Below are 11975 nucleotides of genomic sequence, written 5' to 3'. Positions count from 1 at the left end.
TTCAGCCGGTGCCTTCGTCGAGCGCGCGCAGTCGCTCGGGTGTGCCGACGTCGGCCCAGCCGCCCTCCCAGCGCCGCGCGCCCAGGCGCCGCTGAGCGATCGACGCATCGAGATAAGGCCGCAGCCGGGCTTTCTCGCCCAGTGGCAGCTCTGCCATCAGCTCGGTGACGAAGGTCGGCCGGAACAGGCCGATGCCCGACCAGGTGAAGCTCGGGCCGCCGTCCGCTGCCGTGGCCAGGCCGTCGGCAAGGCCGAAGTCGCCGCCAGGGTGCTGCGGCGGGTTGGGCACCATCCACAAGTGGCCGAGCTGGCCGGCCTGGATTGCCGAGGCTGCTGCGGGGCCGAAGTCGAAGGCCGGGGCGAAGACGTCGGCGGCGACGTACCAGAAGGGCTGGTCACCCGAGACGCCCAGCAGCGGCAATGCCTTCTTCAGGCCGCCGGCGGTTTCGAGCGCGCCGCCGTGGTCGCGGCCTTCGAGCGAGTAGCGGATGGCCATGCCGAAGCGTTGGCCGTCGCCGAGCGAGGCGACGATCTGCTCCTCCAGCCAGGCCGTGTTGACCACCACCTCACGCACGCCGCCGCGCGCCAGGCCTTCGAGGTGCCACTCGATCAGCGGCTTGCCGCGCACGCGCAGCAGCGGCTTCGGGGTGTGGTCGGTCAGCGGCCGCATGCGTTCGCCGCGGCCGGCGGCCAGGATGATGGCTTTCATGGCCGGGCAGTCTATCGGCTGCCGGCCGGCGCGCTCAGGTCAGCGCGGGCCCCAGGCCGATCGGCGCCGGCGTGTTCTGCACGATCTTCGTGAACAGCGGGCGGTACTGGTCGGTCGGCTCGTGGCCGGTGAGCGGGTCGCGGTTGGCGAGGAAGGCGGTGTCGAGCTCGGCCCAGTCCTGCGCGGTGAGGTTCTTGACGGCCAGCGGAATCACCTCTTCTTCCTCGATGCGCATGTGGCTCAGGTAGAACTCGATGTAGCGCTCCACCGCCTGCTCGAAAGCCGCGCGGCGCGGCTCGCCGAGCACCTCGAAGGCGAGCAGGTCGTGCTCGAGGTCGCGGATGGCCTTCTCGCCACGCGCGTGGTCGCGGTCGAGCTTGTCGAGCACCGGGGCGACTTCCGGGCAGCGCGCGCGCAGCTTCGGGAACAGCAGTTCGCTTTCCTTGGTGTGGTGCAGCTGCTCGGGGAATTCGTCGACATAGAACAGCATTGCGCGCAGCACGCTGAAGTCGGGCAGCGAGCCGTGGCGGCGGTGCTCGGCCAGCAGCATGGACAGCGAGCGCAGCATCGCCGACAGCGCGCCGTGTTCGTCGCGGATGATGGTCAGGGCAGGGTGGGACATGACGGGGCTCCAGGCCATTTCGGCAGGGCTCCAGCGTCGCACCCGCGGCCGCGCGCCGGCTTGAGCCCGGTCAAGTCGGTGCCATTGCAGTGCGCGCGCCGCGCACGAGTTCGTGACGCTCCACCCGCGCGGGCGCGAAAGCGTCGATCAAGGCGCCGAGCAGGCTGTGGGCGCGCGCCGAGTTGTCGGCGCCGAAGTTGCACACGTAGACGTCCAGCGTCACGGCGCCGAGTTCAGGCCAGGTGTGCACCGCCAGGTGCGACTCGGCCAGCAGCACCACGCCGGTGATGCCGGCCGGCTCCGCGCTGCCCGGCGCCTGCGCGAAACGGTGGAACAGTTCATTCACCGGAGTCAGCCCGCTGCCGTGCACCGCCGCCCGGCAGAGCTCGCGCAGGGCCGACGGATCGGTCATCTCGGCCCGCGCCACGGCGCAGCGGTGCAGATCGGCGGTGAGGTGCAAACCATGCATGCGCTGGATCATACGGAGCCTGCCGCGCCCGGGCCCTAAAATGGCCGACTCCCCCCGCAACCCGCTCGCAGCGACCAGCATGGCCGATCTCGCACCCACCATCGCCCCTTCCTCGACGGCCGTGATGGCCAACGCGATCCGCGCCCTGGCGATGGATGCCGTGCAGCAGGCCAATTCCGGCCACCCCGGCGCGCCGATGGGCATGGCCGAGGTGGCGGTGGCCCTGTGGGGGACGCAGAACGGCCACCTGCGCCACAACCCGGCCAACCCGCACTGGGCCGATCGCGACCGCTTCGTCCTCTCGAACGGCCACGGCTCGATGCTCGTCTACGCGCTGCTGCACCTGTCCGGCTACGACCTGCCGATGAGCGAGCTGCGCAACTTCCGCCAGATGCACAGCAAGACGCCGGGCCACCCCGAGGTCGGCGTGACGCCGGGCATCGAAACCACCACCGGCCCGCTCGGCCAGGGCATCACCAACGCGGTGGGCATGGCGCTGGCCGAGAAGCTGCTGGCCGGCGAGTTCAACCGCCCGGGCCACACGGTGGTCGACCACCGCACCTACGTGTTCCTCGGCGACGGCTGCCTGATGGAGGGCATCAGCCACGAGGCCTGCGCGCTGGCCGGCGCCTGGAAGCTGTCCAAGCTGGTCGCGCTGTACGACGACAACGGCATCTCGATCGACGGCAACGTGGCGCCCTGGTTCATCGACGACACGCCCAAGCGCTTCGAGGCCTATGGCTGGAACGTGATCCGCGCGGTCGACGGCCACGATGCCGCTGCCGTGAGCGCCGCCCTCGACAAGGCCAAGGGCTCCGACAAGCCGACGCTGATCTGCTGCAAGACGACCATCGGCAAGGGCTCGCCGAACCGCGCCGGCACCGCCAAGGCGCACGGCGAGGCGCTCGGCGCCGACGAGATCAAGCTTACGCGCGTCGCGCTGGGCTGGGGCCACGAGCCGTTCGTGATCCCGGAGGGTGCCTACGCGCAGTGGGACGCCAAGGCGCGTGGTGCGAAGCTCGAGGGTGACTGGAATGCACGCTTCGACGCCTACCGCGCCGCCTTCCCCGAGCAGGCGGCCGAGTTCACCCGCCGCATGCGCGGCGAGCTGCCGGCGAACTGGGCGCAGACGGTCGCCGACACGCTGGCCGCCGCCAATGCCAAGGCCGAGACGGTGGCCAGCCGCAAGGCCAGCCAGATCGCGCTGGAGGCCTTCACCAAGGCGCTGCCCGAGTTGCTCGGCGGCAGCGCCGACCTGACCGGCTCCAACCTCACCAACACCAGCTCGACGCCTGCGCTGCGCTTCGGCGCCGATGGCGCGAGCAACGGTGGCCGCCACATCAACTACGGCGTGCGCGAGTTCGGCATGGCCGCGGTGATGAACGGCATCGCGCTGCACGGCGGCTTCATTCCCTACGGTGGCACCTTCCTGACCTTCAGCGACTACAGCCGCAATGCCATCCGCATGGCCGCTCTGATGAAGCAGCGCGTCGTGCACGTGTTCACGCACGACTCCATCGGCCTGGGCGAAGACGGCCCGACGCACCAGAGCGTCGAGCACGCCGCCGCGCTGCGCGTCATCCCGGGCCTGGACGTCTGGCGCCCGGCCGACACCGCCGAGACCGCCGCCGCCTGGGCCGCCGCGATAGTCAACGCACACCGCCCGAGCGCGCTGCTGCTGTCGAGGCAGAACCTGCCCTACGCGCCGAAGGCGAACCTGGCCGACATGGCCAAGGGCGGCTACGTGCTCGCCGAACCCGGCGAGGTGGGACTGAAGAAGAAGGCACAGGCGGTGATCATCGCCACCGGCTCCGAGGTGCAGCTCGCGCTGCACGCGCAGCAGCAGCTGGCCGCGATTGGCATCGCGGTGCGTGTGGTCTCGCTGCCGTCGACCAGTGTGTTCGACCGCCAGAGCGTGGCCTACAAGAGCTCGGTGCTGCCCGCCGGTCTGCCGCGCGTGGCCGTCGAAGCCGGCGTCACCGACGGCTGGTGGAAGTACGGCTGCGCCGCGGTGGTCGGCATCGACACGTATGGCGAGTCGGCCCCGGCCGGCGTGCTCTTCAAACATTTCGGCTTCACCGCCGAGAACGTCGCCACCACCGTGCGGGCCGTCCTGGCGTCGCGCTGAACCCGCAGAGGAACCATTCCATGAAGAACATCCGCCTCCTCATCGCCGCTGCCATCGTCGTCGCTTCGGCCCCGCTGGCCGCGCAGACGCTGCAGTCCGTCAAGGTCGACCCGGCCACGGCCGAACCGGGCAAGCCGGTCACCATCACTGCCGCCTTCGACATCAGCAACGGCCTGAACTGCAACGTGCGCATCCACTTCGGCGACGGCGCGTCGCAGGACCAGAAGATCAACCAGGAGAAGGACGCCAACCTCGCGGTGCAGCACAGCTACGCCAAGGCCGGCAGCTACACGGTGAAGGTCGAGCCCAAGACCAAGTTGCCGGCGCTCAAGTGCCTGGGCAAGAACCAGGAGGCCGTGGTCAAGGTCGTGGCGCCCGCGCCCGCCGTCGCCGCGGCCGCGGCGGCCCCGAGCTGCCCCGAGGGCTGGAAGCTCGACAAGAAGAGCGTGAACAAGAAGAGCGGCGCCTACACCTGCACGGCCAAGGCCGGCACGGCCGCGCCGGCCAGCCATGCGGCCTGCCCGGGCTCGCTGAGCTACTTCGAGAACAGCAAGAAGGGCCAGCTCGGCTGCAAGCCCTGATCCGGATTCGAACCTGCCAGTCACCCAACGGAGATCCCACATGACCATCAAGATCGGCATCAACGGCTTCGGCCGCATCGGGCGCATGGTGTTCCGCGCCGCCGTCCAGAACTTCAAGGACATCGAGGTGGTCGGCATCAACGACCTGCTCGAGCCCGACTACCTGGCCTACATGCTCAAGTACGACTCGGTGCACGGCCGCTTCAAGGGCGACGTGGCGGTCGACGGCCACACGCTGATCGTCAACGGCAAGAAGATCCGCCTGACCGCGGTGAAGGACCCGGCGGAGCTCAAATGGGGCGAAGTCGGCGCCGACATCGTCGTCGAGTCGACCGGCCTGTTCCTGACCAAGGAAACCTGCCAGAAGCACATCGACGCCGGCGCCAAGAAGGTCATCCAGAGCGCGCCGTCGAAGGACGATACGCCGATGTTCGTGTTCGGCGTGAACGACAAGAGCTACAAGGGCGAGACGATCATCTCCAACGCCTCGTGCACGACCAACTGCCTGGCCCCGGTGGCCAAGGTGCTCAACGACGCCTTCGGCATCAAGCGCGGCCTGATGACCACGGTGCACGCCGCCACCGCCACGCAGAAGACCGTCGACGGCCCGAGCAACAAGGACTGGCGCGGCGGCCGCGGCATCCTCGAGAACATCATCCCGAGCAGTACCGGCGCGGCCAAGGCGGTGGGCGTGGTGATCCCCGAGCTGAACAAGAAGCTCACGGGCATGTCCTTCCGCGTGCCCACCAGCGACGTCAGCGTGATCGACCTCACCGCCGAGCTGGTGAAGGAAGCCAGCTGGGACGACATCTGCAACGCGATGAAGGCCGCTGCCGCCGGACCGATGAAGGGCGTGCTCGGCTACACCGAAGACAAGGTGGTCTCGACCGACTTCCGCGGCGAGCCCATGACCTCGGTGTTCGACGCCGACGCCGGCATCGCGTTGGACAAGACCTTCGTGAAGGTCGTGGCCTGGTACGACAACGAGTGGGGCTACTCGAACAAGGTGCTCGAGATGGTGCGCGTGATCGCGCGCTGAAGTGCCTCGCACTCCGAGGGCCCCTTCGCCGGGGCCCTCGGTGTTTCCACTGCACACGCCTTGCCACAGGCTGGCTACAAACCTTTACTGCACGCCGCCGAATCCGCACGGGGGCCGGTTTGGCGCCCCCCCTACACTTTCAGCATGACGTCGTCGTTGCCTGCTGCCGCCTCCTGCCTGATCCTTCTGGGCCTGGGTGCGTGCGCGTCGGAGCCGCCGGCGCCCTCGGTCGGCATGGGCGTGATGGTCAAGCTGGCACAGCCCTCGGTCGATCCGACCGCGATCGCCACCCTGGTGAGCGACACCACGGCGCGCCCGGCGCGTTACGTGTCGGCCACCAGCGCGGCCTGGCATGCGGTGACCGTGGCCTGCCGCGGGCCGGCCGACTGCGAGCTGGCGCTGCGGCGGTTGCGCGAGGACACGACACATTTCGAAGCCGTGCAGCGCGATGAGCGCAAGCGCATCGTCAGCCCCTGAGCCTGCAGCCGCGTTGCAGAGCAGAACCAAGAATCGGAGATCGCCTTGAGCACCACCCCCCTGAAGATCCTGGCCTCGCTCGCACTGGCCCTGCTGGCGCCGCCGGTGCTGCAGGCGCAGACCTCCCAGGCGCCCGCGGGGGCGATGACGGCGCGCGTGATCGTCAAGTTCAAGTCGGATTCGGCGCTGCTGCGCCAGCAGCCGGCTGACATCCTGCAGATGCACGCCGGCCGTGCGCAGGCGCTGGGCGCCCGCGTCGGGCTGCCGCTGCAGGCCGGGCACGGCGTGGCCGAGCGCACGCAGGTGGTGTTCGCCAGCGGGCTGACGTCGGCGGCGCTGGCGCAGCGCCTGTCGAGCGAGAAGGACGTCGAGTACGCCGTGCCCGACCGTCGCAAGTCGCGCCGGGTGGCGCCCAACGACCCGCTGTACACGACGGCGGGAACGCCGGGCACGTCCAGCGGCGGCCCGGTGGCCGGCCAGTGGTACCTGCGTGCGCCCAACAGCGTCACGGTCTCGGCCATCAATGCCGAAGGAGCCTGGGACGTGACCTCGGGCAGCGCCAGCATGGTGGTGGCGGTGCTGGATACCGGCGTTCGCTTCGATCACCCCGACCTCGCGGTCAAGCTGCTGGACGGCTACGACTTCGTCGGTGCGGATCGCAACGACAACGGCGTGACGCTCGTTCCGAACACGTTCCTGAGCTCGAAGGACGGCAACGGGGTGGATGCAAATGCCAGTGACGAAGGCGACGGCATCACCCTGACCGAAACCAACGACCCGGCCGGCCTCTTCTACCACTGCACCTCGCAGGACGACACGGGGCAGTATCTGGAAGAGCGGAGTTCGTGGCACGGCACGCAGGTCAGCGGCCTGATCGGCGCGCTCACCAACAACGGCACCGGCATGGCCAGCGTGGGCCGCAACGTGCGCGTTCTGCCGGTACGCGTGCTGTCGAAGTGCGGCGGCTGGGACTCGGACATCACCGCCGGCATGCTCTGGGCCGCCGGTATCGCGGTGCCCGGCGCTGCCGCCAATCCCACCCCGGCGAAGGTGCTGAACCTGAGCCTGGGCGGCTCGGGCACCTGCTCGGCCCTGTACACCGACATCGTCGGGCAGGTGAACGCGCGCGGCGCGGTGATCGTGGCCTCGGCCGGCAACGGCGCAGGCCTTGCCGTGTCGGAGCCGGCCAATTGCGAGGGCGTGATCGGCGTGGCCGGCCTGCGCCACGCCGGCAGCAAGGTGGGCTACTCCGACATCGGGCCCGAGGTCAGCATCAGCGCGCCGGCCGGGAACTGCGTGAACACCGGTTCCACCGAACCCTGCCTGTACCCCATCCTGACCACCTCCAACAGCGGTGACTTCAACCCCGTGGCGGGTGCCGGCGGCGCGATCTACACCGACGCCTTCAACGCGACGCTGGGCACCAGCTTCTCGGCCCCGCTGGTCGCCGGCACCGCGGCGCTGATGCTGTCGGTGCGGCCCGACCTGTCGCCGGCCGAAGTGCGGCGATTCCTGCGCTCGTCGGCCCGTGCCTTCCCGTCGCTGCCCGGCGTGCCGGCCTGCCGCGCCCCGAACAGCACGCCCCAGGATGAGTGCAACTGCACCACCACCACCTGCGGCGCCGGCATGCTCGACGCGGCGACGGCCGTGGCGGCCGCAGCGAACGATCCGATCGTGCGCATCGACGTGACGCCCTCCCAGCCGGCGGCCGGCACGGCGTTCACGCTCACCTCGGCGCAGACGGCGGTGGTGGCCGGGCGCAGCATCGCCAGCTACAACTGGACGCTGGTCAGTGGCGGCGGCATCGTCTCGTCGCTGAGCGGGGCGAACACGGCCTCGGCCTCGGCCACGCCGACGGCCGGCGGCAGCTTCATCGTCACGCTGACCGTGACCGACTCTCTCGGCGAGACCGGCTCGCAGACCGTCGAGGTCAGCGTGACCGGCGCGCCGCCCAGCAGCGGTGGTGGCGGCGGCGCGCTCGGCCTGGGCTGGCTGGCGGCATTGCTGCTGGCGGTCTTCGCGCTGTGGCGGGCCCGGCCCGCGGCGCGGGTCGGCTGAGCGTGCTTCGGCGACATCGGCTTGCGCAGCGGATCGCAGGCGCTCTCCTGATCGGGCTGGCCGCGGCGCTTCCGGCGTGGGGCCAGGGTGCGCGGGCGGCGCACGGGCTCATCATCAAGCTTCGCGACAACCCCGACGGAACGCCCGCCACGGCCGGGCAGATGAAGAAGGTCCTGGCCGCCGCGGGCCTGTCGGCGCAGGAGCGTGGCGTGGGCAAGCGCTCGCGGCACCTGGACTTCGGCCGCATGCTGCCCGCCGACGAGGCCGGCCGCATCGTGCATCGCCTGGCGAGGCTGAGCGAGGTGGAGTGGGTGGTGCCCAACGAGCGCGAGCGGCGCCTGAACGCGCCGACCGACCCGCTGTACCCGGCCACCTTCTCCAGCAGCGGCCAGTGGTGGATGTTCCAGGCCGGCGGCAGCAACCGCAACGACCTGGAGGATCGGCGCCGCGGCGTGCCCGATCTGCTCGGTGCCTGGCAGGCCAGCACCGGCAGCTCGGTCCCCGTGGTGGCAGTGCTGGACACCGGGATCACGCCGCACGCCGACCTCGGCTCGGGCGTGCTCACCGGCCGCGATTTCGTCTCGACCGTCGAATACGCCAACGACGGCGACGGCTGGGATGCCGATGCGAGCGACCCCGGCGACTGGGTCAGCCAGGCCGACCGCGATGGCAGCCCGTCGCTGTTCGGCGACTGCGAGATCGACGACAGCTCATGGCACGGCACCACCATCATCGGCATGCTCGCTGCCGAGACGGGCAACGGGCGCGGTGTCGCCGGCATCAACTGGAGTGCGCGCGTGCTGCCGGTGCGCGTGGCCGGCAAGTGCGGCGCCGAAGTGGCCGACATCGTGGTGGGCATGCGCTGGGCCGCCGGCCTGCAGGTGTTCGACCATGGCGGCCGGCCGCTGCCCCTGAACCCGAACCCGGCGCGTGTACTGAACATCAGCTTCGGCGGCAGTGCCGCCTGCAATGCCGCCTACCAGGACGTGATCGACGAGCTGGCCCGGCTCGGCGTGGTCGTCGTCGCGGCGGCCGGCAACCAGAACGGCGCGGTGTCGCGGCCGGCCAACTGCCGCGGCGTGGTCGGCGTGGCCGCGCTCAACCGCGACGGCTTCAAGGCCAGCTACTCGAACTTCGGCGCGGCACTGGCCATCGCCACCGTCGGCGGCGATCCGCGCATGGTCGGCAACTGGGGCCTCGAAGTGGGCGACGACGGCCTGCTGACCCTGGGCAACGACGGTGTGCGCGGCGTGGGCAACTCCATCTACGTGCGCCAAGCCGGCACCAGCTTCGCCGCGCCGGTGGTGGCCGGCGTGGCCGGCCTGATGCTCGGCGTGAACCCGTCGCTGACGGCCGCGCAGATCATCGACGGTCTTCAGCGCAGCGCGCGGCCGCACGTGGTGTCGCCGACGATCGCCGAGTGTTCGGAGCAGAACCCGGGCCGCTGCATCTGCACCACGGCAACCTGCGGCGTCGGCATCCTGGATGCGGTGGCGGCCTTGCAGTACGCCACCGATCCGGTGTCGTACGTGAGCACGGCGCGCGTGCCCGAGGTGATCGACAACCCCGAGGTGGATGCGGCCGTGGCGCTGGGCGCCGACCGGCCTTCGAACATCGCCGAGCCGCCGGCCGCAGTGCCTGCCGGCGGTGGCGGCGGGGGTGCGCTCGGCTGGCCCTGGCTGCTCGCGCTGGCCGTGGCCGTGGGGTCGCTCAGTTGCCGCAGGGAACGAAGCCGCGGCCCAGCACGGGCGACCTGAGCGCCGCAAGCTGCGCTGCCACGGCAGGATCTGCCCTTTCGGCTCGCAGCATGTGCTGGGTTGCCGGGGCCGACAGTTCGACCACCCGCGCGCTGCGCACCCCGCGCTGGCTGAGCTGTTCGAGGGCGCGATCGGCCGCGGCGCGATCATGGTGGCGGCCGAACGAGAAGCCGGGCACCAGATCAGCCGGCGCCGTCAGCGACTCGTAGCTCACGCGGGTGCGCTTGAGCTCCTCGTCCTTCTTCGCCAGTGCGTCGCGGTTCGGGAAGCGACCCATGTAGACCATCCAGCTGCCGGGCCGTTCGGTCTTCACCTCCACCCAGCTGCCCGGCGGCAGCGCAGGCTGCAGGGCCTCCATGGCCGCCACCGCAGACACGGCGGCGCCGGTGGCAAAGGGCCCGGCCTCGAGACAGGTGCCGGCGGCGGAGACGCTGCTCGCCGCAGCGGCAGACACCGCCGGCGGCGCCGCAGCGCCTGGCCCGGCACCAGAGGCCGGGGCTGCACTTGGCGGGAGGATCACCACCAGCCCCGGGTTGACCTGGCGCGAGAGGCGCTCGGGCTCACGCTCGGGGTGCACGCGCGAGCCGGTGATCTGTTCCAGCCAGCCGCGCGACCAGGCGAAGAACAGCAGGTTGGCGAGGATCAGCAGGATGACCAGGCGCTGCAGCATGCCTACCCCGCGCCGCCGTCTGCGCCCAGGCGCACGCTGACTTCACCGCTGGTCACCGCCACCACGCCGGTGGACGTGCGCACCTGCAGCGCGCCGCTCGCGTCGACGCCTTGCGCGACACCCTCGGCCAAGCCCTGCTGCGTCGTGCGAACCGGCTGGCCGAGCAGCAGGTCGCGCCGCGAATACGCGGCCGCGCAGCCGGCAAACCCTTCGGCCTCGAAGCGGCGGATCGCCTGCACCAGCGGCAACGCCAGCCGGTGCAGCGCGGCAGGCGCTTCGACCTGCGGATCGATCTCCTGCAGGCAGGCGAAGCCGGTGCCGACCTCGGCGGCTTGCATCGGCCGCACGTTCAGGCCGACGCCGATCACGGCCAGCCGCTTGGCCCCGGCCGCGACGGTCTCGATCAGCACGCCGCCGAGCTTGCGCCCGGCATGGGGCGCGTCGAGCAGCCACAGGTCGTTGGGCCACTTCAGGCCCACGCGCGGCGCGGCGGTTCCCTGCACCGGGTCGAGCGCCTCGGCCAGCGCCAGGCCGACCGCCAGCGACAAGCCCGACCAGTCGTCACGCTCGACGGGCATGGACAGCGAGAAGGTCAGCGATGCCCCCGGCGACGACTGCCAGCCGCGCCCCAGCCGGCCGCGGCCGCCGGTCTGGTGCTCGGCGACCAGCAGGCAAGGTTGCACGTCGGCGGCACGGCGCCCGAAAGCGGCGCTCTCGACGCTGCGCTGCACCAGCACCTCGCTGCTGTCCGCCTCGGGTCGCATGACGACGCGGGCGCGCTCGAGCAGTGCGGTGTTGGTCGAGGAGCAACGCTCGACCACCTCCACGCTCAGGCCGGGCAGCAGTGTGCGCAGCTGCTGCCACAGCGCCTCGGCTCCCCAGTGAAGCGGAGTCTCTGTCATCGTGGATTCAGCGCTTGGGCGCCAGCATGGTGCCGCGGCACTTCTTCGAGCCGCAGCGGCACTCGAACTGCTTCTTCAGCTTGGGCGTGTACTTCTCGTCGATGATCAGGCCGTAGTCGTAGAACAGCTCTTCGCCCGGCTTGATGCTGCGCAGCGCCTTGATGAAGACGCGGCCGTCGATCTCGTCGGCCTCGCAGTTGGGCTGGCAGGCGTGGTTGATCCAGCGCGCCGCGTTGCCGCCGTGCTTGGCGTCGATGACGTTGCCGTCGTCGATGTGGAAATAGAAGGTATGGTCCGGGTCTTTCGGATCGTGGGGGTGGCGGCGAAGGGCCTCGGGCCAGTCGATCACCTCGCCCTTGTACTCGATGACCACCTCGCCCTTGGACAGCGGCTTGAGCGCGAAGACGCCCTTGCCATGCACGCCGGATCGGCGGACCTGGATGCGTCGTCCGCCCGGGGCCGCTTCGGCGGCCGGGTGCTGCTTGCCGTTGGTTGCTTGCGCCTTCATCGTCTTTGGGTACATTGAAATCATGGGCGCGCGCGTGTACGTGCGTGCGCGCGAG

At 70.6% G+C, this 11975-nt stretch carries 12 protein-coding genes; 6 read left to right on the top strand and 6 right to left on the bottom strand.

Annotated features, from left to right (window positions below):
- Nucleotide 1: 1 nt before the first annotated feature.
- The 3 genes from murU to speD form a co-directional block, all read right to left on the bottom strand.
- Nucleotides 2-709: an N-acetylmuramate alpha-1-phosphate uridylyltransferase MurU gene (murU, locus tag HZ992_RS21490; RefSeq protein ID WP_209383830.1), complete on the bottom strand. Its 708-nt coding sequence runs from the start codon at nucleotides 707-709 to the stop codon at nucleotides 2-4.
- A gap of 34 nt (nucleotides 710-743) precedes the next feature.
- Nucleotides 744-1331: a hemerythrin domain-containing protein gene (locus HZ992_RS21485; protein WP_209383829.1), complete on the bottom strand. Its 588-nt coding sequence runs from the start codon at nucleotides 1329-1331 to the stop codon at nucleotides 744-746.
- Between the two features lie 70 nt (nucleotides 1332-1401).
- Complete coding sequence (gene speD, locus HZ992_RS21480) at nucleotides 1402-1800, bottom strand: adenosylmethionine decarboxylase (RefSeq protein ID WP_209383828.1); 399 nt, start codon at nucleotides 1798-1800, stop codon at nucleotides 1402-1404.
- Between the two features lie 79 nt (nucleotides 1801-1879).
- Between speD and tkt the strand changes: the two genes are divergently transcribed.
- The 6 genes from tkt (at nucleotide 1880) to HZ992_RS21450 (ending at nucleotide 9840) form a co-directional block, all read left to right on the top strand.
- Entirely contained in the window at nucleotides 1880-3928 is a 2049-nt protein-coding gene (gene tkt / locus HZ992_RS21475) for a transketolase (RefSeq protein WP_245213152.1), read from the top strand.
- Between the two features lie 20 nt (nucleotides 3929-3948).
- Complete coding sequence (locus tag HZ992_RS21470; RefSeq protein WP_209383827.1) at nucleotides 3949-4509, top strand: PKD domain-containing protein; 561 nt, start codon at nucleotides 3949-3951, stop codon at nucleotides 4507-4509.
- A 40-nt stretch (nucleotides 4510-4549) separates the two neighbouring features.
- On the top strand, nucleotides 4550-5548 hold the full coding sequence (gene gap, locus HZ992_RS21465; RefSeq protein WP_209383826.1) for a type I glyceraldehyde-3-phosphate dehydrogenase: 999 nt from the start codon (nucleotides 4550-4552) through the stop codon (nucleotides 5546-5548).
- A gap of 144 nt (nucleotides 5549-5692) precedes the next feature.
- The gene (locus HZ992_RS21460; RefSeq protein ID WP_209383825.1) at nucleotides 5693-6025 is read left to right on the top strand and encodes a hypothetical protein; all 333 of its coding nucleotides are present in this window, start codon (nucleotides 5693-5695) and stop codon (nucleotides 6023-6025) included.
- Between the two features lie 45 nt (nucleotides 6026-6070).
- On the top strand, nucleotides 6071-8083 hold the full coding sequence (locus HZ992_RS26065) for a S8 family serine peptidase (RefSeq protein WP_209383824.1): 2013 nt from the start codon (nucleotides 6071-6073) through the stop codon (nucleotides 8081-8083).
- Nucleotides 8084-8244: 161 nt separating this feature from the next.
- Nucleotides 8245-9840 carry a S8 family peptidase gene (locus HZ992_RS21450; RefSeq protein ID WP_209383823.1) on the top strand — a complete coding sequence of 532 codons (1596 nt, stop codon included), beginning with the start codon at nucleotides 8245-8247 and terminating at the stop codon, nucleotides 9838-9840.
- Here HZ992_RS21450 and HZ992_RS21445 read toward each other — a convergent pair.
- From HZ992_RS21445 to HZ992_RS21435, 3 genes are read right to left on the bottom strand one after another with little or no spacing between them, the layout of a single operon-like run.
- The gene (locus HZ992_RS21445) at nucleotides 9794-10510 is read right to left on the bottom strand and encodes a hypothetical protein (protein ID WP_209383822.1); all 717 of its coding nucleotides are present in this window, start codon (nucleotides 10508-10510) and stop codon (nucleotides 9794-9796) included. The two genes, HZ992_RS21450 and HZ992_RS21445, sit on opposite strands and share 47 nt — an antisense overlap.
- Before the next feature lie 2 nt (nucleotides 10511-10512).
- Nucleotides 10513-11412, bottom strand: a complete 900-nt coding sequence (locus tag HZ992_RS21440; protein WP_209383821.1) for a biotin--[acetyl-CoA-carboxylase] ligase — start codon at nucleotides 11410-11412, stop codon at nucleotides 10513-10515.
- Between the two features lie 7 nt (nucleotides 11413-11419).
- Nucleotides 11420-11920 (bottom strand): SET domain-containing protein, encoded by a 501-nt coding sequence (locus tag HZ992_RS21435; RefSeq protein WP_209383820.1) that lies wholly within the window; start codon nucleotides 11918-11920, stop codon nucleotides 11420-11422.
- Between the last annotated feature and the right edge of the window lie 55 nt (nucleotides 11921-11975).

It is taken from the genome of Rhizobacter sp. AJA081-3 (assembly GCF_017795745.1).
Taxonomy (GTDB): Bacteria; Pseudomonadota; Gammaproteobacteria; order Burkholderiales; family Burkholderiaceae_C; genus Piscinibacter.
The sequence above is the reverse complement of the archived record's forward strand: the minus strand, read 5'-3'. Positions and strand labels throughout refer to the sequence as shown.